At 52.1% G+C, this 24356-nt stretch carries 21 protein-coding genes; 9 read left to right on the forward strand and 12 right to left on the reverse strand.

Annotated features, from left to right (window positions below):
• Nucleotides 1-122 precede the first annotated feature (122 nt).
• A complete protein-coding gene (locus P8N76_23995) occupies nt 123-1706 on the forward strand; it encodes a hypothetical protein (protein MDG2384752.1) in 1584 nt (527 codons plus the stop codon).
• A 139-nt stretch (nt 1707-1845) separates the two neighbouring features.
• On the opposite strand, the gene P8N76_24000 is transcribed toward P8N76_23995, so the two are convergent.
• From P8N76_24000 to P8N76_24015, 4 genes are all read right to left on the reverse strand, one after another.
• On the reverse strand, nt 1846-2370 hold the full coding sequence (locus P8N76_24000) for a hypothetical protein (protein ID MDG2384753.1): 525 nt from the start codon (nt 2368-2370) through the stop codon (nt 1846-1848).
• A 275-nt stretch (nt 2371-2645) separates the two neighbouring features.
• Complete coding sequence (locus P8N76_24005; protein MDG2384754.1) at nt 2646-3245, reverse strand: hypothetical protein; 600 nt, start codon at nt 3243-3245, stop codon at nt 2646-2648.
• Nucleotides 3246-3316: 71 nt separating this feature from the next.
• Nucleotides 3317-3505: a hypothetical protein gene (locus tag P8N76_24010; GenBank protein ID MDG2384755.1), complete on the reverse strand. Its 189-nt coding sequence runs from the start codon at nt 3503-3505 to the stop codon at nt 3317-3319.
• A gap of 11 nt (nt 3506-3516) precedes the next feature.
• Nucleotides 3517-3753 carry a hypothetical protein gene (locus P8N76_24015; GenBank protein ID MDG2384756.1) on the reverse strand — a complete coding sequence of 79 codons (237 nt, stop codon included), beginning with the start codon at nt 3751-3753 and terminating at the stop codon, nt 3517-3519.
• Between the two features lie 241 nt (nt 3754-3994).
• On the opposite strand from P8N76_24015, the gene P8N76_24020 reads away from it, so the two are divergent.
• Nucleotides 3995-4738 (forward strand): SH3 domain-containing protein, encoded by a 744-nt coding sequence (locus P8N76_24020; protein MDG2384757.1) that lies wholly within the window; start codon nt 3995-3997, stop codon nt 4736-4738.
• Nucleotides 4739-5209: 471 nt separating this feature from the next.
• Nucleotides 5210-7588, forward strand: a complete 2379-nt coding sequence (locus P8N76_24025; GenBank protein MDG2384758.1) for an arylsulfatase — start codon at nt 5210-5212, stop codon at nt 7586-7588.
• A 411-nt stretch (nt 7589-7999) separates the two neighbouring features.
• On the opposite strand, the gene P8N76_24030 is transcribed toward P8N76_24025, so the two are convergent.
• A complete protein-coding gene (locus P8N76_24030; protein MDG2384759.1) occupies nt 8000-8191 on the reverse strand; it encodes a hypothetical protein in 192 nt (63 codons plus the stop codon).
• Nucleotides 8192-8358: 167 nt separating this feature from the next.
• The gene (locus P8N76_24035) at nt 8359-8646 is read right to left on the reverse strand and encodes a hypothetical protein (protein ID MDG2384760.1); all 288 of its coding nucleotides are present in this window, start codon (nt 8644-8646) and stop codon (nt 8359-8361) included.
• Nucleotides 8647-9350: 704 nt separating this feature from the next.
• Between P8N76_24035 and P8N76_24040 the strand changes: the two genes are divergently transcribed.
• A complete protein-coding gene (locus P8N76_24040; GenBank protein MDG2384761.1) occupies nt 9351-10781 on the forward strand; it encodes a hypothetical protein in 1431 nt (476 codons plus the stop codon).
• 63 nt (nt 10782-10844) lie between these two features.
• Here the strand turns inward: P8N76_24040 and P8N76_24045 are convergent, their stop codons facing one another.
• Nucleotides 10845-12059: a BBP7 family outer membrane beta-barrel protein gene (locus tag P8N76_24045; protein ID MDG2384762.1), complete on the reverse strand. Its 1215-nt coding sequence runs from the start codon at nt 12057-12059 to the stop codon at nt 10845-10847.
• Nucleotides 12060-12578: 519 nt separating this feature from the next.
• On the opposite strand from P8N76_24045, the gene P8N76_24050 reads away from it, so the two are divergent.
• The 3 genes from P8N76_24050 (at nt 12579) to P8N76_24060 (ending at nt 16423) form a co-directional block, all read left to right on the forward strand.
• Nucleotides 12579-13994, forward strand: a complete 1416-nt coding sequence (locus tag P8N76_24050; GenBank protein MDG2384763.1) for an FAD-dependent oxidoreductase — start codon at nt 12579-12581, stop codon at nt 13992-13994.
• A gap of 463 nt (nt 13995-14457) precedes the next feature.
• Nucleotides 14458-15240, forward strand: coding sequence for a GNAT family N-acetyltransferase (locus tag P8N76_24055; GenBank protein MDG2384764.1), 783 nt, complete (start codon nt 14458-14460; stop codon nt 15238-15240).
• A gap of 445 nt (nt 15241-15685) precedes the next feature.
• Complete coding sequence (locus P8N76_24060; GenBank protein ID MDG2384765.1) at nt 15686-16423, forward strand: hypothetical protein; 738 nt, start codon at nt 15686-15688, stop codon at nt 16421-16423.
• 59 nt (nt 16424-16482) lie between these two features.
• On the opposite strand, the gene P8N76_24065 is transcribed toward P8N76_24060, so the two are convergent.
• Genes P8N76_24065 through P8N76_24080 form a run of 4 tightly spaced genes read right to left on the reverse strand, consistent with a single transcriptional unit; the run spans nt 16483 to nt 18033 of the window.
• Complete coding sequence (locus tag P8N76_24065; protein ID MDG2384766.1) at nt 16483-16860, reverse strand: GMC family oxidoreductase; 378 nt, start codon at nt 16858-16860, stop codon at nt 16483-16485.
• A gap of 8 nt (nt 16861-16868) precedes the next feature.
• A complete protein-coding gene (locus tag P8N76_24070) occupies nt 16869-17342 on the reverse strand; it encodes a GMC family oxidoreductase N-terminal domain-containing protein (protein ID MDG2384767.1) in 474 nt (157 codons plus the stop codon).
• Complete coding sequence (locus P8N76_24075) at nt 17333-17722, reverse strand: GMC family oxidoreductase N-terminal domain-containing protein (GenBank protein MDG2384768.1); 390 nt, start codon at nt 17720-17722, stop codon at nt 17333-17335. Before P8N76_24075 ends, P8N76_24070 begins: the two co-directional genes overlap by 10 nt.
• On the reverse strand, nt 17722-18033 hold the full coding sequence (locus tag P8N76_24080; GenBank protein ID MDG2384769.1) for a GMC family oxidoreductase N-terminal domain-containing protein: 312 nt from the start codon (nt 18031-18033) through the stop codon (nt 17722-17724). Before P8N76_24080 ends, P8N76_24075 begins: the two co-directional genes overlap by 1 nt.
• Nucleotides 18034-18286: 253 nt before the next feature.
• Between P8N76_24080 and P8N76_24085 the strand changes: the two genes are divergently transcribed.
• Nucleotides 18287-20158: a Xaa-Pro dipeptidyl-peptidase gene (locus P8N76_24085; protein MDG2384770.1), complete on the forward strand. Its 1872-nt coding sequence runs from the start codon at nt 18287-18289 to the stop codon at nt 20156-20158.
• 1559 nt (nt 20159-21717) lie between these two features.
• Nucleotides 21718-22623, forward strand: a complete 906-nt coding sequence (locus P8N76_24090) for a DUF6174 domain-containing protein (protein MDG2384771.1) — start codon at nt 21718-21720, stop codon at nt 22621-22623.
• 190 nt (nt 22624-22813) lie between these two features.
• Here the strand turns inward: P8N76_24090 and P8N76_24095 are convergent, their stop codons facing one another.
• Entirely contained in the window at nt 22814-24334 is a 1521-nt protein-coding gene (locus tag P8N76_24095; protein MDG2384772.1) for a hypothetical protein, read from the reverse strand.
• Between the last annotated feature and the right edge of the window lie 22 nt (nt 24335-24356).

Genomic DNA, 24356 nt, shown 5'->3' on the forward strand with positions numbered 1-24356 from the left:
CACAATACGGCCGTTGAGAATCGCGCCGGATCATGTCACAATCGTGGCGAGACATTAGAACCTCTCATCACATTTTATTGACAGTCTGACTGTTGCAGCAGCGAAAAGCGAGGCTCGCATTGATGTGGTATCGACGACTCTTACTTTTCGCCAGCATCCCCACCCTCGTGCTTGGCGTCGCGTTAAGCGTCCCCGCCGAGACGAGCTCTGATAGCAAGCTAAAAACACAAATCACCATCACGCTCGACCGCGGAAAAGATCTCGGACAATGTTTTGGGTCGCTGTTCGAAGCCACAAGCGAAAATGGTTCGCTGACCATCGGAGCAGGATTCCAAAACGCTTACAATACGCGCTATCGGGCAGATCGTCACGCTTTACATTTTTTTGTTCGGCCGAGAGCTAACTCACGGCAGCTAACTGTCGAGGAATTACCGCGACCCACGAAGAACCTCACCGGAGCCTATCTGTTTCATCGTGACGGCACCGTCTATTCAACAGAGGGAGGCCTCAAATCATGGAATGCAGTTGCATCCCAGTGGACCTCGGTGAATGCCCTCGGAGGCACGCACGAGTCAATGCGAGTCGGGAACGGAACCCTGACATTCGGTGACAGCAAGGTGCTCTGGAATGGCCACACGATCCTATCGCCTCCTGAAAATGGCCGCTACCAATTATTTTTTTACGCGCATGGCCATTTATGCTTCTACCACGTCAACCGACAAAACAAGCCGTATCGCATCTACCAGAATGATCAAGACGGATCTAGCCGCCTCTTCGCATGCCCTTGGACACCGGAAGAATCCAACGTCGACCTTTCCCGGGCCATCGTCTTACAACTTCCCATCGTTGGGGAAACCACATTTGCTTGGGGCCAACTCAATCGACAAATCGTGACAGGATCAAACATTGGCGGCTTCTACGTCTTTGAGAATGGGAAGTGGCGAATGATTCTCAAGCCGCGACTGAGTGAGAGCTATCAACTCTATTCGACGTTGGGATTTGATAATCGATTAGTGATGGGCCAATATCCAACGGGACGTGTCTTCGCATACGACGGAAAACAAATCACCGATCAACCTGGCTGGCCACCGGTTCTGGCTGGCGTTTCAGCTCAGGCGCGCGAAGCACAAACAACCACCATATACGGCGGAGAACTCTTTGTTGGCGTTTGGCCCTGGGGCGAACTCTGGCGGTACAACCCGTCAGGACGCAAATGGGGCTTTCTGAGACGAATGTTTACCCACCCGAAACGCAACGCCCAGATTATTCACCCCTATGATATCGAAAATGCCAGCAACACTCCTCAAAATCTCTGGGGCCAACGCGTCACCAGCCTCATAACGAATGGACCGAATCTTTTTGTTTCAACATCCGCCAAGGCACCGCACGAATGGAAACCCGATCAATACCCGTTCCTGACCGCCGATCAATGGAAATCGTATGGGAAAGTGTATCGCGCCACGATGCCAGGCCATCTCTCGGTACCGACACAATGGACCCACGGTGCGACCCAATTCGAATTTATCATCAACCATCGATCGATCTCGATCCGTCAAGATGGTCACCTGCTTGGTAAAAGCGTTTTGAGTAGCGATCTCGCCACTCAAATCAAACAGGTAGTTCAATACCAACGGGTCAAATGGGGCTCAGGCACCTATGGCCCCTTTGGAGGTATTTCGTTGAAAGGCGAGTTGATGCGCGAATAAATTTGCGAGCAACTCACGACTTCGACTCCCCGAACAGAGGCAATCTGCAGCTGAGTGATCAGGAGCCTGCGTCTGCGAAACAGATCGTCCCGTTAAACTCCACGAGTTGGAATCACCTCAGGATTAGCAAATACGAGCGCTATTTGCTGACCCGATGCCAGATATTTTTCTGATTCTCGATCACTCTGTCCCCCAATTCGCCGTTGATGACAACAGTGATCGTATTGCCATCCATTGTGATGACCGACTCCATTTCACCTCGAGTCCCATCGGCGGCCGTGAATTGCGTCAATCGCATCCAATGATCTCCGTGACGACGAACTTGATGCTGATTGATTACACCTTCCGAGTTGACACTTGTGATGCAAATCTTTTTGCCAGCCGGGTCAAAATAACAGAGACCTCGATTCGAGGTTTTGGGCCCCATAAATCTCATCGCGAAAGCATTGCCATCCTCGGTCATGCTTCCTTCCCAATATCCCGCATATGTTTCGCCTGGGGCGCCGATTATCGACTGATTAATGACAGATGAAATCTCACCTGCCCAACGTCCAACGTGCCCCTGGCAAAACCGCTCATAGTCAGCACGAGTCGTCTCTTCCCCAACTGCTGGACAACTGCAGACCACAACTAACATGAACCCGATAGCAAATAAATTCTTCACTTTCACACCTTTCAAAACTGGGATTCAACACCGCGAGAGTCATCAAATGTAACGAACCCAGTTACCCCATGCGCCCCCCCGACAGAACAACCGTTGACTCAAGCAAATCAGAACGGATTGAATAGAAAAACATGTCTGGTCTAGCATTTACTGAAAGGGGGATTGTGCAATCGTAAGCATTTTTTTTCGTGAGTCTCGGCGGGCGAACTGACCTATGAAAAACCCCGCTAGCCGAAGCCAGCGGGGTTGGTGTGGTTCTGGTTGCCTACCGTCGTCTACGTCGGCGTGTTATGCCGAAGCCAGCCAAGCCCCAAGCCCAATCCCATCAGCAACCAAATGGCGATGCTGGCTGGTTCGGGGACGACAGTCGTCGTTACCCGGATGTTGTCCGCGTAGCCATCGCCCGTATTAGCACGCCGAACGTATATTTGGGTGAATTCTTGATTTTTCACGTCCGCATTCAGTACAACGGTTTGAGTATCTGAGAGGATCGCGTTGGTGACCAGATTGGTGAAGGTCAAGTCAACACGCCAATCGTCCGCCGACGATGGGTTATCAGCATTAGGCCCGACGAAGGAGAAGCTCGCAGTGGCGTTCTGCCAGACATCAGAACCAAAGTGACTGAAGTCACTGAAGGCGTCATTAGGGAAGCCGTTAGCTACCCCTGACGAGTTATGGACTTGGCCGTCGTGTCTAACCTTTATGGCAAAGGGAGAGAAGTTCGCGCCGTCTACTGCTTCAGCGGGAGAGCCTGCGGCTGCTATCTGCATCCCAAAATCGATTCTTCTGCCCCCGGGGGCTCCGGGCGCAAGAAAGAAATCCATCGAGATGGTCGCGCCATCAAAGGAGATCCCGTTGGTGAAGTTTCCGTCCATGGAGCCCCACGTGAATGCATAGTAAACCTGGTTCGACAAGTTTCCCGATTTGACGGGGTTAACGACTACGTCTACCCCCCCGGCATGGAGTTGTCCCAAGAGTCGCCGATGTCGCTACCACTGATGACCGGCTCAACGGTTAGGATCTCGCCGTCTTCGAAATCATCGAAAAACACGATCACGCTCGCATTGGCTTGCTGACTTGTCAGAAGCGTCAAGAAGCCGACCGAGGCCAAAAGGACAAATCGATAAAACAGCATCGGAGAATCTTTCATGGGCGAGAAAACAACTGACAGTGGGTGGAATGAGCAAGATGCAGGTCATAGGCAATCGCTGCATTGTAAGCAACCACTGCATCAGCACCAGCCTGTTCGCCCCGGTCGGAAAAACCGTCTCTTCCGTGAGACGCAATCGTCGATCTTTGGGTTTGACCGTAGGCGTTTGAATCCACATCGGCGAGAAACCCGCTGGGAATTGGCTTCCAGCGAAAACGTCGCGAAACAAACAAGGATTCGCCAGCTCACATTTACTGAGCAAGACCTGCCCCTACCTGCATTCTTCGCTATTTCCCAAGCACGTCGGTGATCGACACCTCAGCAAACCAAAGCCAGTTGGTGGAAGATGGCAGCGGTTTTCTCTAGAGCTGTCGTAGTCACCGGTGTACATTGCGGACTTGTTCGAAAACCATTTCGAGTTGCCCTAGCCGACCTTCTCGAAAGGCAAAACTTTTCTCACATTAGGAGAAAGTAATGAACCTTACTCGCTTAGCGATCGCCACGATCGCCTTTCACAACGCGTTGATAGTCGCGATTAGCGTGGCACAAAACGACGGTGGGCCAACTGCCAACCAACAAGCTGCAAATTTGCAAATCGATCTTAAGGACCGAGAGGCAGAGTCACTGGAACAAAGCATTGTCCAAAATTGGAAACAATACTCCAAAGCGTTTGAGTACGCGGATTACAATCAGATCGCCGATCATTTCGCGCTGCCGGTAACGATGATCGACTCATCAGGAAAAGCCGATATCCTCGAGACTCGCAAATCCTTTCTTGACAAATATCGTGACATTCGCAGTAAGGTTCAGGACGGATACAAATACAGCTTGCTCCGAAATCATCATTTCCGACGGCTCGCTGAAGACGTCTGCCTGCTCGAAACAAGCTACCAACGTTTTAACAGCTCTTACCAACCCATTTACAATGGACGTGGTGTTTATTTCTACCGAAAGATCGACAGCGAGTGGCGGATCTATACCATCATGCAGCTACCAAGCGATCCTTCTCCGCCATCAAGCGCCGCTCACCTGATCCAGGTTGAGACGCATTACTACACGACAGGCCCCCAACAGGGACGCCCAGCCGATGGCAAGTTCCCACCGGGAACACGAATCAAACTGCTAAAAGTATCTGGCAGCTACTCATTGGTTCAATCAAATGACGGCATCGTCGCTTACGTGTCCAGTGACTCCCTCAAGCCGCTGCACCAGCCATAGCCCACACCTGGCGGGGAAATTTCAGCAACCTTTACCAACGCCGCGTTTCAGGACAGACCTCAAAGCCCATTCACGTGCGAGCGATCAGCGTTCCCCCAGTCGAGGGAACCGTTGCTGCTAACTCCCTGGTTGAGGGGTACTCTTTCTTCCTTTTGTCAAGCCTGCTCGGCTGCCCCCGAGGCACGCTGACGGTTGAATCCGTCCAAATTTGGCCTGTCCCGTCTCTACGGCCCGCCAAATCGCCGGCTCATCAATATCACATCCGTTTTTTGTTGAATCCGACTGTCGTTTTTGCGCAAATTGCATAGCAAACGCTGAGTTAGAATGTATGATTTTATGGCCTTATACAGCCCACTCGGGTGGCATTCCCCCGTAAGTCGACTCTGATCGATCGCCCACTCGATTTATTCCAATCCCCCGCACGCGCCCTGGATCGTTCGAGCAAGTGCATTCCCCGCTTTTGACAAAATCATGCTCCATCAAAAACACATTCGCTTTGCTGTCATCATTCTTGCCACTCTCTTTTTTCGCAGTCCGGGAACGGCGCAGGATACGCTTCCGTTTCCTCCAACGCCAAGCGCCAGTGAAGCTGGTGTGACCATGGCGGATTCCAAGCATAAGTGGCGTGACGAATCGGTACTACGAGTTGCTCCGGACGCTCCCAACATCCTGATCATCCTGATCGATGACGCGGGCGCAGCTTTACCGGACACCTATGGTGGCATGGTGCATACCCCGAACCTGACCCGAATCGCCAACCAAGGCATCAGCTACAATCGCTTTCACTCGACGGCCATGTGCTCGCCCACACGTGCAAGCCTGCTCACCGGTCGAAATCACACGCGGATCGCAAACGGGCAAATTAGCGAATTGAGAAACGACTGGGATGGTTTTTACGGAACCATTCCGCGAAGCTCTGCACTGGGCCCAGAGGTCCTTCGCCACTACGGCTACTGCACGGCCGCATTTGGCAAATGGCACAATACAGCGCCAGACGAAATCACATCCGCAGGTCCGTATGACAACTGGCCAACAGGCATCGGCTTCGAATACTTCTATGGATTCCTAGCAGGTGAATCCTCGCAATGGGAACCGAGGCTCGTTCGAAACACCACCTTGGTCGATCCCACGATCGAACGGGAAAATGGCTTTCTCGATCCTAACGGCTACCATTTATCGAAGGACCTTGCAGAAGATGCTGTCGACTGGATCCGCAGGCAAAAGACTCTAAAACCGAATCAGCCGTTTTTTCTATATTGGGCACCAGGAGCTATCCACGGTCCACATCAAGTGCCCAAAGCGTTCGCCGATCGCTACAAAGGTAAATTCGACGATGGCTGGGATGCCTATCGCGAAAAAGCGTTCGAAGGTGCTCGCAAGAAGGGCTGGATTCCTCAGACCGCAAAATTAACGCCTCGACCAGAGGGCTTACAGAGCTGGGAGGAGATTCCCGCTAATGAAAGAGCTTTTCAGTCGAGGCTGATGGAGGTGGCTGCCGGGTTTGCAGAACACGTTGACGCTCAGGCCGGTTTAATCCTGGACGAGCTAGAACGCAACGGCGATCTCGAGAACACTTTGGTGTTCTATATCTGGGGAGACAACGGCTCCAGTGCCGAAGGACAACTTGGTACCATCTCGGAGTTGCTTGCTCAAAACCAGGTCACCACCAAAGTTGCAGACCACATCCGTGTCCTTGATGAACTGGGCGGCCTTGAAGTATTAGGCGGGCCCAAAACAGACAACATGTATCACGCTGGTTGGTCATGGGCGGGCAGCTCACCCTACCAAGGAATGAAGCTACTGGCCAGCTACCTGGGTGGAACCCGACAACCGATGGCAATCTCTTGGCCGAAAAAAATCAAACCGGGCCCCCTTCGAGAACAGTTCACTCACGTGAATGACATCGTCCCAACGCTCTACGATCTCCTTGACATTAAACATCCTCACGTTGTCAATGGATTCACTCAAGATCCGATTGACGGAAAGAGCTTTGCAGACAGCTTATTTGATGCAAACGCCGAAGCACACAAGGACGTGCAATTCTTCGATATCATGGGCAGTCGGGCCATTTACGCAGATGGCTGGATGGCCAGTCAAGTCGGACCCCGTGTGCCATGGGCACAAGGCGCGGTTGATATCTCCAAATGGAACCCCACCGAGGACAAGTGGGAACTCTACAACTTAACCGAAGATTGGTCGCAGTCGACTGATCTGGCCTCAGCTCATCCGAAAAAGCTCGACGAGCTTAAAGCGTTGTTCCTGACCGAATCGGCCAAGAACAAGAACCTTCCCATCGGCGGTGGGCTTTATCGCTTGCTTCACCCGGGCGATCAACCGGGCGTAGGCGTCACAGAGATGCTCTTCTATGGCAAGATGACGGGCGAACCCGAGTTCCCCATGCCGCGAATCGGCTTTCGCGATAACACGGTCACCATGTCGATTGACAATCCGGGCGATGCCGAAGGTGTTCTCTACGCAGTCGGTGGTTTTTCTGGAGGGCTGACCCTTTTTGCCAGCGATAACCGACTCGTTTACGAGTACAACCTCTTTGAAATCGAACGAACACGAATCACTGCCGAGCAACCCATTCCGAAGGGCAAATCAACGATCACCGTCACTTCCCGAATGCAAGCTGAACAGCCCGGGGCACCGATGCAGGTCACCATCAAGATTAATGACAAGGTCGTTGCTCAGGACACGGTGAAACGCACAGGGACTCTGACCTTTACCGCCAATGACAATTTCGACATCGGCAGTGATACGCTTTCACCCGTCTCCGAGGCCTACTTCGACAAAAAGCCGTTTGAATTCAACGGAAAGATTGAAACCACGGTAGTCCAACTCGACTGAACGTATCGAAAAAGACGACCGGTGCGTGATAAAACCGCACGCTGTTAGGGATCGTTAGAATTCCCCACAGCGTCGCTTGAACAGGCAGGCAAGGGCTGGAATCCAACTTGCCAGCTAGTTTCTGGATTTCGCCGGCGAAGCGTGTCGCTCGGCTTTTCACCAAACAAACGGCGATACTGCACGGCAAACCGCCCCAGCTCCAAAAACTCTGCTTGATCGGCCAACCTCGTTACCGAGCACTCGCGAGGGCCTGCCTTCAACAACGATTGATAAACCCTGGTCATCTTTCGATTATGGAAAAACTTCCGTGGAGAAACCGATGTGATTTCTTTGAAGGCAATCTCCAGCTTCCGCCTGCTCATATGTAATTGACCGGAGACTTCCGAAATCAACGGCGGCTCAGCAAAGGAATCAAATATCCCGACGGCAGGTAGCATTTTCTAACAGCAGCAACACTTCGGCGAGCACCAATGAGTTGAATTTGCGAGAGTTGATCGGCAGCGTTTCCTTTCCATCAGCTGGCAACAGCGCTGAAAGCCGCCTCGCAATGCCTTGAATCAAGGCAGGTTCACATCGCAATCGATGCTGCCTTCGGTTGAACATGTCAAGCTCAACTCCATGACGGAACCCTGCTTGGCGAACGGGCTCCCGATCCGCAACCAACACAATTTGCTCACATCCCGGCTCCAAGTAGTTCTGTATCTCCTGACCTGAGCTGGCACAAACGACATCGTTTGCAACTTGTAAATCCCCCCACCAGCGACTGCCCTCTATGCAGATCGCAACGCGAAAGCGATGAAATCTCCTCGCAAGGTTCCGAGATGATAAACCGGCGCTTCGTACCTCTCTCGATAAACAATGCCGCTCGGCGATGCCGTAAAACGCACCTTGTTTAAAAAGCTGGCTTGTTCCAGTTGCACAGCCTCATAATCGTAAAGAAGCCTGGAGACAGAATTGCCTTGGTCACAATCCTCTGTATCGAGAATCGCCGACTGCAACTCAGGTCCAATCGAGCGAGCCACATTCTTGCCGCAGTCGGATACCGTAATTCCCATCATTTCGAACTCTCATGTTTTTATAACGACCAACGATTTGATAGCGATCGAATACGCGGATTTTATCGTGAAGAATTTCCCTTGACGGTTCAGAGCCACCCCAATGCAGCTTCCTCAATCCTCACTCCGCACAACGCTTACGCCCGCTTCCTAACTTGCAGCATCACAAATGAGTCGAAAAACGTAACACACAACCGTCACACCGCCATCCGCATCAAGGCTATCTCCAACCAATCTTTCACTTTTCTCACGTTGCCCCAGCTGACCCCAGCAAACTTTTACGTCATCTCCATCAAGGGCAGAACATTTGGCACTGGAGTGCATGACAAAAAATGGAGACCTGTTACAGGCCAACGCTACGCGTAAGCGTTCCCGACGGCGACTCCCATCGCTTTGTGATTTCACCTTTATCGGAGGCAGCACATTCGTCAATTTTGCATCCCCTATCTGAAAAAAAGTCGGGCTAATTCTGGCTTCCACCAGGGCTCATCTTCTGCTCGACCTGCCCAGACCCCCTTTTTTGCCTCGAAAATACACCCACGGAGTGGGTAATCAACTTCGACTACCGCTCGTGTCACTCCACCGACCGTAGCTGAAGTGCGTCCATCGAGGCGATATAATCCGAGGTGGGGTTGGGTCGCGAGTTGCGTTCAGCACCGCCAAGAAAACGATTAGCAAGCCGCTTAAAACCCGATAGGAAAATGATTATGTCTTTTGCCTTCATCAGCGCGCGAGCGGCCAACACGGGCGTCTTGCTTCTTCTCATCGGGCTCTTATCGTCATCGGGTCACGCCGATCCAGTTGATTACGAAAGCCAAGTCAAACCGTTGTTAACCGAACGGTGCTATACCTGCCACGGGGCGTTAAAGCAGGAAGCCGGCTTGCGATTGGATACGGGTACATTCATCCGGAAAGGCGGTGACAGCGGCGGGGCACTGAACAGCAGCGATCCGATAACGAGCCTACTCATTGAACGGATTTCGTCCGATGAGCCAACCCAACGAATGCCACCGAAAGGCGATCCGCTCACGCCGCCTCAGATCGAGATGCTACAAGATTGGATAGGGCAGGGCGCCAAATCGCCCCCCGACGAACAACCCCAAGCCACGCCGCCACAATACCAACATGGTGATATTTCAATTCCGACCGCATCGGAGGCAGAGCCAAAACGAACGACCGTTTCAACCCATCTGGCTCATCAATACCTCGAAGACGCAACAGTTGCTTGGAGCAAACAACATAAGTGTATCAGCTGCCACACGAACGCGACTTACATGTTCGTTCGCCCAGCCCTTTCGCCCACGTTGGGAAAGCCACAGGAGACGACGCGCGAGTTTTTCCTATCCGAACTGAAAACATTCGCGACCACAGACAAAACAAAACTCGACGAGGGTGTCCACCCTGCTCAATTAATCTACTTGGCGGCCGGCTTGGCAGAGTGGGATGCACACGTCACCAAACAACTCTCGCCAGAAACCGAACAGGCAATCGACCTCATGTTCGCTTTACAGCGTGAACATGGTTCCTGGGGTGCTGTGGATTGCTGGCCCCCTTATGAATCAGACGCTTACCACTTGGCGACGGTGGCTGCCATGGCCATAAGCTCCGCGCCCGGATGGGAAACGAAAGTGACCGAAACAAATAATGAACAGATGCTCAAGAACGTGGCACAGCTAAAATCTTACCTCCAGTCCACGCCGCCCCATGATTACGGCCGAACGTTGTTACTGTGGTCGGCCGCACGAATGCCGGGTTTGATTGACGACGCGAGAAAAACCGATTTGATCGATATGCTGACACGCCATCAACGCGAGGACGGAGGCTGGTCCCTACGCACGATGGCAGCTCCGGAAGCTTGGGGACAAGGGAATCGGGCCGAAAAACTTCGCTCAGAATCGAACTTTTCAAATCCCGAAAGTGACGGTCACATGACCGGCCTGGCGATTATCGCATTGCGGGAATCGGGGTTACCCGTCCAAGACGCCCGTATTCAACGCGGGATCACTTGGCTTCAGAACAACCAACGTGAATCGGGTCGTTGGTGGACTCGCTCCCTGAATACCGATGGGCCGCATTTCATCACCTATAGCGGCACCGCGCTGCCATTACTGGCACTCCAATGGTGCGATACCCAATAGCAAAATCCATTGCCCCCAGTTTCGACCCGATACACATTATTCAAGCAAACAGCTCCAGGACCGTTAGAAGTCATATCGCAAGCCACATGTCAGGGTCTGGAAAAACAGTTCACTCGTTTCAAACCTTGGTGCTGGACGCGCTTCGCCCACCAATTCTCCACCGCCTCGCTGCGTCGGATTGACCACTCGATCAATTTGATTTCCCGGCCGAACAACCTGACTCCAGTAGAGCACTTCGTAGCCAATCTGTGCGGTAAGTCGAGGTGTTAGATCATAGGCACACGTTAGCTTGATCTCCGGTGCCACCGAAAAACGAGTCTTCGATACGTGACCGATATTGGTTGGTTCTGCAAAAACAAAACCTGCCGTCGTCACGGGTGCCTGCCCCGGATTCATCTGGGTTCGACTTCCCGCGACCTTTACAACATCTACATTCGCACCGAGCGCCATCTTGCCACTCACGCCTAATAACGCGCGACCACATCGTTGAGTCAAACGCATGCCAACTTGAGCGCCGTAAAACCGCGACTGAGCCTCGAAATAGTCATGGCCAGAGGTCATCGCCGTTCCCCCACCAACAGGCCGCGTCAGATCAACGAGAATCCCCAAAGATTCATTCAAATTGACATGCCGAAAACCTACCAACCCTTCCACATTTCGACATCCGCAACCTGCCTGCTCAAAAACTGCATTTAGCTCCGCACCCCACAACTGGCTGGAAGATAATGTTCGAATTCTCGTCGATGGCAACGGTGTTCCCGGCTCCCTATTTACAAGGGCAAACACGGATGTCTCTTCACCGGTGGGCAGTTGAATGGGCAAGGTCACGACAAGGTCCGGATCAGTAAAGTTGTCGGTCGAAAAAATGGAGGTCCGGTCTTCCATGAGGAAACCGGTTGCCTCCAAACCCACATTTCGGCATCGATCCAACCAAGTGCCCAACGAAGCTCGAAGGCCTGAAAAATTTCCGAAGTCGACCTGTTGGTCACCAAACAGGACTTGCGTACCGGGCTGGCCGATCGCAGCGGGCAGTGGATCGGCCAAGGACCCGCTTGTGACCAGTGGTAGGGGAACCGGACCATCCTTGAGCCAACCACTCATGAATTCAATCGCAACCCAGTCATCGCCGCATACGGGTTTCGGTGCGCAGCAAAGATCACAGCCAGCCTCACACGTTCCTTGAACATTCAGACACGGTGAGCCTTCTAATCCGCGTGAAGAAGAAGGAAATCCCAGGCAGAAGACCGCCAAGCAGAGAGCCAAGAATCGATTCACCATTGGGCTATTCCCCTTATTCTTAACTGAGAGGAGGGCATAATTGTTCAATCTTCTTCGACCGGCAAACTCGACGACTCCTACGTTTATCCGAAATTTTCCTCTCTCAAAGCCAATCGTCTCCAGCAATCACTCAAAACAGATCGCCGCCAGTGCTATCATGGCATTTACATTCACCTGCCGACAAAGGCGGAAACACAGAAGCAATGTCGTGAGCTTCATTTAAATCATGATTGAGCCTTCGTCTTACCTCTCAAGTGATGCATTAATGAGATGCTCCACACTAGGATACCGAACCTGCCACATGGCTGTTAAATTCAAACCATTACTAGGCAAGTGGGAATCGCAGATCGACAAGAATGTTCATCCGACCGATGAATATTAGTCATTGGTATTCTGCTCCCATCGAACAACAATCAAGAAAGGTTGCCGTCTGCCTGTTTTGTCGTAGCCGATCGGCACAGCAACGCCAACATCTCCAGTAACATCAAGATAAATGCGCCTCGAAGGAACAGGCTGTCAATGAAACAATTTCGCCCCTACTGGTTTGAAAAGGCACTAATCGCTGAAGGCAACCCGGCAACGGAACCGCTTGCTAAACAAATCGATGTCGATGTGTGCATTATCGGGGGAGGCTATACCGGACTCTGGACCGCACTCGATCTGAAAGCACGAAATCCGGAGCTTACAATCGCCGTGATCGAACAAAAACAATGTGGCTATGGCGCCTCTGGCTGCAACGGCGGCTGCGTTCTCACCTTGGCAACCAAATACCTCTCTCTCTGCAAATACTATGGCGAGAAAGAAGCGCATCGACTTGTGATTGCCTCCGAAGAGGCCGTCGATCAAATCCAACACTTCGTCAAAACACACAAGATTTCATGTGATCTTCGTATTGACGGATCTCTCTACGTCGCCACCAATCAGGCCCAGGTCGGCGTTAGCGATGCGGTCATGCAGGCTCTGGAACAAGCCGGCATTAATTCCTGGAAAAAGCTTTCGCTGGAAGCGGCCAAAACGCTTGCTGCCACCGACGGCATACAGGAAGGGCTCTTTTCACCGAAAGCTGGTAGTGTCCAACCCGCACTGCTCGTACGAGGAATGGCCAGAGTTGCTCGCGAACAAGGCATTCAAATTTACGAGCACAGCCCGATGAACCGCATCGAAAAAACGGATCGGCCACGAGTCGTCACACCCAACGGATCCATCTCGAGCGACAAGGTGGTGGTGGCGATCAACGCCTGGATGGCAAGCCAGTTCAAACAGTTCGAGCGTAGCATCCTTGTTGTATCATCCGACATGGGCATTACGGAGCCAATTCCCGAGCTTCTGGATGAGTTGAATCTCAGCCACGGGGCCACCATCTGCGACTCTCGGTTATTCGTTCACTACCTTCACACCACCAGCGATGGCAGATTAATGTTGGGAAAAGGCGGTAATACGTTCGCTTATGGATCAAAAATGATTCCTTCTTTTTTTTCACCGAGTGGATACGAAGATCAAATCAAGCAGGCGATCGAACGTTTCTATCCGAAACTCAAATCGGTCAAGCTGGAACAAAGCTGGAACGGCGGTTCTGACCGCTCAACAACCGGCTTTCCCTTCTTCGGAAATCTCGACGGTCATCCGAACATCCACTACGGCTTCGGTTATTCCGGCAACGGCGTCACCCAGTCGTGGCTGGGTGGCAAGATCCTCGCATCCCTTTGCTTAAATGCGGATGACGAATGGAGTCGTTGCGGCTTTGTTGGCGGCCCCCGAGGCTATTTCCCCTCCGAACCAATTCGATGGGTCGGATCGCTGTTGGTCCGAAACGCAATTCGCCGCAAGGAGTGTGCCGAAGATGCAGGACGAATTCCCAGCCGTTTTGATAACTGCATGGCGCGCTTCGCCGCTAGTGCCGGAAAAACAGACAAATCATCTCGAATGCGGTGGTAATTTCTCGGACAAACCGAATCGTGCAGCTTGTCGGAGGAAATCGCCAATTTCAATACAATCCGTCGCAGTCACCCTCGGGCGGGTCGTTCAATTGATCAAGCTCCGCCACCCCCCTGCGGTGCATCGCCGATCCAACGGTACTCGAATGGAATATCGTGCGGCGATTTCAAGCAGGCGAAATAGATTTTACGAACCGATCCGCGGCGACGTGACAAGTCCATTCCAACCAGCGAAACTTCCGAACAATCCGCACAACAGCTCATATCACAGGAAAAAACAGGCTGGGTGGAATGCATGAAGAGCAGGGCCGTAGAAGGACGTATACTTCTCGCATAAACTCACTGAGTGCAGCCCAACGTCGACCCGCGCCATGCATCCACTTAATCCACTCTATCGTGCTTTGGGCCATCGAACCTTTGAACGGTTCGATCGTTTGTGGATCAACGTTGGTCGATTCTCCCTAATGTCGAAACCTAGCGCCCTCAACGTTGAGGTGACACGCGAGGGACTGAACGACCTGTTGAAAGAATCAGGTGCGCTAGCTGCAACTTTTCCTACCACGTTACCAACTGGGATTAAGTCCGTTGCTTACACGATGCAAGATCCAGACTATGGTCTTTCATCCGTGCGACGACAGTTTCGACAACATTTGAAGCGAGGAGCAGCACACTGCGAAGTTCGCCTGCTCACTTGGAAAGAATTGCGTCAGGATGGCCTGGAGGTCAATCTCGACACAGCACGGCGACGGAATCAGCCCAACGCTTGCTACGCCAATCCCAAGCAGTGGGGGAAATTCTGTGAAGTCGTTTCCGATTGCCAACAGCTAAAGGCCGTGGGATGTCTGGTTGACGGCACCCTCGCCTCATTCATTATTGCGTGGGTGCAAGGAAACCGCTGCGAAGGCTTGATGACACACCACACGAGGAAGTTTGCAGAACAGCGTCCTTCCCATGCCGTCATGCATGGATTCACACGAACGATGATCGCGCATCCCGAAATTGACACAGTATGCATCGGCCGGGATATGTTTCCTCCCAAACCATCCTTGGCTCGATTCAAACGCTACGCTGGATACAGTGCCACACCAATCCAACTTGGAGTAGTCATTCATCCCAGCTGGAATCGGCTCCTGACAAATCCCTGGTCACGTGCTGGATTTCGTAGCCTGCGCCAAGCCGTCGGGAGTCGAAGCAACTTCCTTGAAGACTCACAAATATTGGATGTGGCTGCCGCCACTGAGATCTAGACCCACTCAACTCGCTCGGAATCAAATCGCCCGCTCATTCACCAATCATCATTGGCGTGAAGCTCTGGGAACTGGAGTGACACTGGGAGCCATCGAGTTGCCTGCAAACCATCATCGCTCGAGAACCGGGTTTCCATTCTTCGGGAATCTCGACGATCATCCAACAATCGACATAACTGCTCATAACACCACGCAGAAAACTTTCTCTTTGCTTATCACGAGAAAAGCAGTAGGTAGGAAAGATCATCTACTTAGACCAAGGATCGTCCTTACCCCTATCTCTCTACAACCGTGACTCTCCGGCGTTACGCATCCACTTAACCCTCGCTATCGTGCTCTAGGCCATCTGACCTTCGAACACTTCGGTCGCTTGTGGATCAACGTTGGTCGATTTACTTTGACAACTGCCCCCTGCGCCCTCAACGTTGAGACCACTTGCGAGAAAGTGAACGACCTCCTAAAGGAATCGGAGGCGCTAGCTGCGACCTTTCCTACACCGTTACCAACTGGAATTAGCTCGGTTGCTTACACGATCCAAGATCCAGACTATGGTCTTTCATCCGTCCAACGACAGTTTCGACCACATTTAAAGCGAGGTGCGGCACACTGCGAAATCCGCTCGCTCTCTTGGAAGGAATTACGTGATGATGGCCTAGAAGTCAATCGTGACACAGCACGACAACGCAACCAGCCAAACGCTAACTGCGCTAATGCCAAGTGCTGGGCAGAATTCTGTGATGCCGTTAGGAATCACGAACAGATCGAGGTAATCGGGTGCTTAGTTGACGGCACGATCGCCGCATTCATCGTTGCGTGGATGCGTGAAAACCGCTGTGATGGCTTGCTGATACACCACACAAGGAAGTTTGCAAAACAGAGTCCTTCCCATGCCATCATGCATGGATTCGCGCGAACCATCATCTCGTGTCCCGAAATTGATTTAGTGTGCGTCGGTCGGGATATGATTCCTCAACAAGCCTCTTTGGGACGATTCAAACGTCATGCCGGATACGACCGAACACCAATCCAAGTTGGAGTCGTCATTCATCCCAGCTGGAATCGGCTCCTGACACACCCCTGGTCACGCGTTGGATTTCGCCGCCTGCGACAAGCCCTCGGGCATCGAATCAACTCCATTGAAAACTCGCAGGTGTTGGATGCAGCGGCCAGCACTGAGATTTAGACGCCACTCGACTCGCTCGGAATCAAATCGCTCGCTCGTTCACCAATCATCAAAGCGAGTCACGCCGTGTGGCCTGGACTGATACTGGGAGCAATCGAGTTGTCAGCAACCCATAATCGCTCAACACCGTGAACCCGCAATCCAGCATCCACGACTGCCAGTTCATTCTTCCCCATACAACATCCTCCCACCGGATGGTTGAATGTCGTCCCAGTGGCGGAAATAAGTTCGTGATCGGATATCCCACTAATACGCTTTTCCCGCAGGGCAAAACGCTGCAGAGCAGGGCGTTGAGCGATGTCTCTTGCCCGTTGCGCCCCTTTCATCAAGTATTCCGCGTCAATCGATTTTGAAAGGTAATTCGAATCAATCCAAGGCGCTCCCCATGGATCTTTCGGATTTAAGCAAATCGAGCCACGGCTTTCAGGTTGAGACAAGACGCATATCAATTCCACAGCTCGGGATTGCATGATGTTTGAAACATCGCAATTATTTCAACGATCCCGTTCCGAGACGCTTTGTCGACAGAGATGAAACAGCCAGCCTCACCACAAGTCGACACCATCGGGCCATCGCGATTGCGCGCATATTGCCATGCGGCCGCTAACCAGCGAGATTTTTTGCCCGGAGTTGCCTGATCCGTCCGAAACACCAGCGGTACCCCCAGATGATCTTGAAAGTTCTTTCCAACGCCTGGCAGATCTACCAAAGATTTTATCCCTACTCGACTGAGCACTTCAGTTGGCCCAACTCCCGAGCAAAGCAGCAACTTGGGTGACATCAAGGCCCCTGCAGAAAGAACGACACCTTGGCTGGCACTCGCCTGAACTAGATTTCCCCCCTGAATAAATTCGACACCCGTTGCTTGGGAGTTCTTCAACAAGACACGCCGCGCACTGACTTTTGTGATCAGTCGCAAGCGAGGATCATTTTTTTTGAGGCAAGATAGGCCCGAGCGACACTTTCGAGTTTTCCATTGCGTTGATAAACAGGGAACCAACCACATGTCTCGACTGCGTCCCCATACATCAGAGCAGTTTGCTTCAGCCCTGACTCAACACAAGCCTCCAGAAAGCTCTTCGAGAAAGAAGCCCGATGCCGAGGTTCAGAGATCATCATTGGCGCAGTGTCGTCGGCAGAAGCCGCTCGTGCAAAGGCCTGCATCATCTCCGCGCCACTCCATCCCGATTCACCCCAGTTGTCAAAGGCTTCCCGCGGCCCGGGCACGCTGAGCATCGCATTTACCGACGAGCTGCCACTCACGACTCGGCCCATCGGATATTCGACAGAGCGTCCCATCAAATTCGATTGCTCAACCGTGCGAAACGACCAGGATCACCCCCGCGCAACCGCAATCCTGCCATCGGCACATCCAGAGGCAATCCCGGATGTGCCGCACCTGCCTCAATCAATAAAACGCTCACACCGGGCCGATCCAACAATCGTCGAGCGACAACGCATCCGCTGGTCCCGGCGTCAACAACGACGTAATCTGCATTTAACGGGGTCAACAGGTTACCCTCGAACACAACACGATTGCCACGTTTCGATTCCCCATTTAGTGAACCGGGACATTGAGCACCGCACATCGAATGTTGCGGTCGAAACACTCCCATTCAACAAAACAACTCACAAGTTTTGTCTGCTTGCCGACGATTCAGGCCACGCAATCACACCGACGTGCCTCCGGCAGATGGGCGCGAAATCCAACAATTCTTTCATCGACCGCAAAAATTCGTCTTCGCCACTTTCCTTATCAGCAGACAACAATTTTTACCCAGACAACGGTTGAAAGGGCAGAATTCCAGCACATCTGCAGTTAAGATGGAGGGCTCCCAATTCCATCTTGACTCTGGTTCCGCCATGAAACAACTCAAACATTTTTTTTTCCTAATCATTCTCCTGATCCGCTTTTCACCTGTCGCGTTGAGCGATGAGTCAACCGACGGCGCAACGGTTCCTATCTTTAAAGATGGCGAGGCCCAAGTCGTTGACGGGTTCAAGGATCCGGACTACTGGATCCGACAGGACCTTTGGGTGCAAACAGAATTCGACTCCGACAACGACGGCCGCCTTGATCGAATGCACGTAAGCGTGACAAGGCCACGTCAAACAGAAACCGAAGGATTAAAACTACCGGTGGTTTACGTTTCCAGCCCGTATTTTGCCGGCACAGGAACGGCGGGCTCGGAATACTTCTGGGACCCCCATCAAGAACTTGGCAAACAACCACCGCACCGCACCTTTCAGCCGCCGGTCAAGAGAACCGGCATGCGGCCCATCATTTCCAAGTCACACGCAAAGCAATGGGTACCGCGAGGATACGTCGTTGTCCATTCTTCGTCGCCGGGCACCGGTTTATCTCAAGGATGCCCCACCGTGGGAGGTGACAACGAATCCCTGGCACCCAAGGCCGTCATTGACTGGCTTTGCGGACGCGCCGATGGTTTCACGACGGCTGACGGCTTTGACCGCGTCTACGCTGGCTGGTCCACAAAACATGTGGGCATGACGGGAACCTCTTACAACGGAACGATCCCGTTGGCAGCAGCAACCACTGGCGTGGATGGACTAAAGGCCATCATTCCCATTGCCCCCAATACATCCTACTACCACTACTACCGATCAAATGGCCTCATACGACATCCATACGGATACATGGGCGAAGACATTGACTGTTTGTATGAGTTCATTCACAGCGGTCCAGACGAGACGCGAACATTGTGCGACCTCAATGTTCGCGATGAAACAATGCATAAAAACTTTGATCGCGTAACCGGCGACTACAACGACTTTTGGGCCGGAAGAGACTATTTGAATGATATGAAACCGATGAAAGCAGCCCTCCTAATGGCACATGCCTTCAACGATTGGAATGTGGTTCCTGAACACAGCGTCCGGATTTTGGAGGCCGCAAAAAAGAAGGGCCTTGACCACCAAGCATTCTTTCACCAGGGTGGTCACGGCGGTCCACCACCGATGAAACTGATGAATCGATGGTTCACCCGATATTTACATGGCGTGGAAAACGACGTCGAGAAAGACCCGCGTGCTTGGATTGTTCGCGAACGTGACGACCGTGAAAAGCCAACCGCGTATGAAGACTACCCCAACCCAAAGGCCAAATCCGTCGTTTTTCAGCTCCAGGGAGCATCGCCCCAACGTGGGGAATTGAAGATCAAGGTTCGAGAATCGCAAGATAACGAATCGCTCATCGACAACTACTCTTTTAATGGAGAAGCGTTGGCAAGAGCTGAATCGACGAAGCATCGCTTGATCTACGTGACCCCCAAACTCAAAACAGATGTCCACCTTTCCGGAACGCCGCGTATCAACATCTCGCTGGCATGCGACCGAGAAGCTGCCAATCTATCGGTCTGGCTCGTCTCACTCCCCTGGAATACGCGAAATAATGCCAAGATCACTGACAACATCATCACCCGAGGCTGGGCTGACCCTCAAAATCATCAGTCGATTTCAAAAAGCGAACCGCTGGTCCCCGGCGAGTTCTATCAACTCAGCTTCGATTTACAACCGGATGACCAGATCATTCCCAAGGGGCAACAAATTGCACTCATGATTTTCTCCAGTGACCAGGATTTCACGCTTTGGCCCACCCCCGGCACTGAGCTAACCATCAATGTTAATGAGACCTCGCTCGAACTACCCATCGTTGGCGGCAAGCGTGCCTGGAAAAAAGCGATCCGAGAAAAAAAGAAACAAACAGCCCCATGATAGTCGGATACCTACCAATATCCTTTGTCGCGGCTGCATCAAATCCGACAACTGAGGCTCCGCGAACCCCACCTGCTCGCCTTCCATCAGAAAGGTAATCACCGCGCCGCTGGCATCCTTGCCCCTGACATCCTTGCCAGTTTCGGCAGCGGTCATCACCTGGCTCTCGCTTGAAAGTCCAATGACGAAGTCTCCTACGAAGGGTCGAGCGCCATACCAAGCCTCAAGCCAAAACCAATCTTCGGGTCGAAACACCAGCTTCCGTTCGTGAATTCAGGAATGTGTCATCTCCTTCGACATCCCCTCACGTTCCGACCTCCACCCCATCATTCATACATTCCATGACCGCAGAAAAAATGTCGACAACCACATGTCAATTCGCCCGCTCTTGAGATGCCTCGCACTCCTTCCAGCAAGCGAGAAACCACGGAACAAGGCACGTCGTCGACAAATAAATCCTACAGCACTCATGAGCAACGCGGCACCAAGCAACCATCAACTGCATCGCAATCACTTCGGCCGGCCCCGCACAGAAAAAAACTGCCTCACAGCAACAATCACCGTGGAAACAATAGCACGATCTCCGTACAAGCCTGAATGTGGCATTTCCCCCCCCGGGAAATATCGTCTTCCCCCCAAGAATCAACAATGGCAAGCATCTCTTACCGTCGCTCTCACACATCCTTACAGAAATCGATCGTTTTGTCACGCGTATCTCCAAAACTTTTTTGGGTGATCGGGAGAATACCTTTCCGCTTCACTTTTGAGCAACCAACCCCTTCCTTCTTTTTGGGGTTGGTTAAAATAGGTCCGCTGGAATCCCGTTCCTAATCGGCAAGGCGACGCGGCCAGTTTTTACTGTGCCGATCGGTTGTTGCGTCTCGGACCTTCCATGTCGTGCGACACGCCACTCATTCCGCTAAAAGATTGCGCCCGACACAACCGAGACCGAAATTTCCCCGCCTCAAGCTTTAGCGAACACCTCGCCGATTTTCCATGAGAAAGCCGCATGCCCCACAACCGGTCGCTTGTGCGCAAATCACCGCTGACGAACCCGCCGGTGCAACCCCAAGGCTGGATAAATCCATCACAGGATCGATCTGGAGTCGTTACTCGCAGGCAACATCGCCCGAGAACACCGTCATTCAATTTACGGAGCCGTTTCGGATTACGAAATGCATTCAAGGCGTTCTGCGACCACGATCGCGACCAACCCCACAAGCCGATCTTGTGTCCCCTCACGTTCAACCCGCGAGGGAAACCCCATTAAGCTGTGCGCCCGATCAATATTTCCAATGCATGCCCCGACGACATTCAAAACTCTCGAGATTTAGCTAAGTTTACGGTACATCTTCCGAAGTCAATTAACCTGAGCCGAAATCAGGATCTCCGAGTGACGAGTAAGCCTTTTAAATCTGCAAAGAACGTCCTTTCTGTTAAACAAATTTGCTTGCGGAATTCTGTTACCAGGAAGTTTCGTTGATCGATGGAAGATTTTTTCGCAAAAGTTATACTGAATCACGGAACGTCTGAAACTGTTACGCCAAGAGGTCTGAACCATGTCGAGAGCCTTGCATTTGTTGAAGCTCACATTCATTCTCTGCATGCTATCCGCATCGCAAGCTCAGGCTCTTGAGCAAGGCGAACTCGATAACTGGCGATCACTCTGGGACAGCCAAGCGCTATCCGATTATGGATTTCGTTTCCAACGATCCTGCCATTGCTTTGGGGAATACATTCGAGAGGTCATCGTCCGAGTCGAAAACGACGTGGTGGTATCCGCCACTGACACCGAGACGCACCTTGCGTTTGACCCGTCAATGTTTCCTTCCGTGATTGACATGTTCGATCAATTGCAATCGTCGATTGATTACCCTGCGGCATTTATGCTGACAGAATTTGATCAAACACTCGGCTACCCAACAAAGATTTCGGTCGACCTGGACGAACGAATCGCCGACGAAGAAATTTACATGGACGCGGCTGACTTATCGACGGATTTAATTCTACCGGGCTGTGAACTCGAAACAGATCGAACTTGTGCAGCACCGGTCATTGATGCTTTCGCAACACCCAGTTGGAACGCTTCGTTCCTCGACTTTAATGAAGACTTTTCAGTTGATTCGGCAGATCGCGATTACCTAATCACCAACATTTTGAACACCACCTATGGTGACTCCAATCTGGATGGGTACTTCAATACCAGTGATCTGGTCGCTGTGTTCCAAGCAAATGAATTCGAAGATCGACTCGTCGGTAACTCAGGATGGTCAACGGGCGACTGGAATGGCGACATGGATTTCACATCAACGGATCTTGTGACGGCATTTCAGACAGGTTCTTACGAACGCACAGCGATTGGGGAGGCTCAAGTCGTGCCTGAACCGAGCGCCATCCTAAGCTCCCTGATGGGATTACTTTGTTTCTTCTTGCTTCGCGTAAAACCTTCGGTCAACCGGAGCTAGGGTCATCGAGTTGCCCTAGATAATAAAGAGGACTCAACCGCCACGACGCATATTTCACGGCCTCGGCCATCCCGCCGCAACCGATCATGCTGCAGAGGTCCCGTTTGGTACCGACTCGTCATTCTGAATAGAGCCCGCACGGGGCGGCCAAACAGATACCGCCAGTGACGAACCATCCATCGTGGGGGTCCTAGGCCACCCGCCTTCTTCGGGCAATTAGCAAGAAGCAGCTCCAACCTAACAGGCAAACCGCTGCCGGTTCAGGCACTGGAATGTATTCCACCACGAAGACCTGGGAGGACGCGATCGAATTCCCGCCAAAGCCGCCATCGGGGCTTCCAGACGCGATACCACCGTAGATGAAGCCAATAACCGTCCGCTCCGTGAGAGAATCCAAGTCGATGATATCTCCTTCGAGCAAAGCAACGTCGGCACTGGGGAAAAATTCCCCGTTAGCACCAAACAGCCACGGACCGTCGACCGGTCCTTGCAGGAAGGGAAAATCACCTACGTATTCCTGAGAATATTCACCCTCCGAGTCAATCGTGACAGCGGAGATTTGATTTGTGTAGGGAAACGACGACTTGTAGACAAGATTGCCGCTGGCAGGATCATCAACAAATTCATTCCCTGTAATGCCACCGAACAAGACCTCTGTCATCTCTCCAGTCGTGGTGGAATACAATCCCATTTTGGCAGATTCATAACCATTCATTGCCTGCTTGAAAACGGACGGATCAGAAGCTGGATTCACCATACTTGGCACGCCCATGGGACTGATTTCCACTGGAACGGTCCAGAGTCCGTTACCTTCAAAGAACACACCGGAAAGCGCCACGCCACTGAGTTCGTCCTCACCCGTCAGAACATCTTTTGATAGCACAGGAAACGTATTAAGATCGCGACGTCGAAATTGAGTAGGGTCACCACCTGCTGGATGGACCGTCGCATTGGAATACCCTAACGAACCTGTGGCGTGATCATAATCGACATCAAAAACGCGAATCTGAGATGTATATTTTTGGTAGGAACCATCGCCACCGTAGGGGCCATTGAAAATCTGCCCAAAAACCAACTGAGTCGTCCCATCGACCTCAAACATCCCGCCTCCGGTCACCTGAAAAAAACCATCGTCATAGTCCGTCCCGCTGCCAATGGCCCCCTCAGTTTGCAGAATGGCATTCGACGGCAATTGAGTCCCGGGCGTTTTCACCCATTCAATCAATTCCGGCAGATCGACTGCAGTGAGATCATTATAAGTCACAAAGTTATCAACCTGAGTTTCATAGACGTACCCGCCGCTTATAAACAGGGTCTGGCCGCGCTGATAACTCTGTGCATTACTCGACGATAAACTGTCAATCGCATGCTGACTCAGTCCGCTTTGTGGATCAGTCAGTTCACGTCCCCAAACACTTTTCGTCACCGGATTGATTACCCATGCCGAACGATTTCCAGATTCAAAGTCATGCTGCCCCCCCGTCTTGCCGGCCAGAATCACCCAGTGCTCGTCGTAAGCTCCTGCCACGAAAGATTGAAGGCCAGGCACGTCGGCGTCATTCATCGAATGGCTACTCACGCTGATTTGATAATCTCGATTCCATCGACTCACGGGCGAAAAGGTTTCCGTTTGGTTTTGAGCGTTTGCAGAACCGGTCAAAGTAATCAAAAAAATCCAGATGATTGTGTAAAGCGTTTTTCCTCGAATCATTTACGCTACCTCCGCCAATCTA

It is taken from the genome of Pirellulaceae bacterium, assembly GCA_029243025.1.
Lineage (GTDB): Bacteria > Planctomycetota > Planctomycetia > Pirellulales > Pirellulaceae.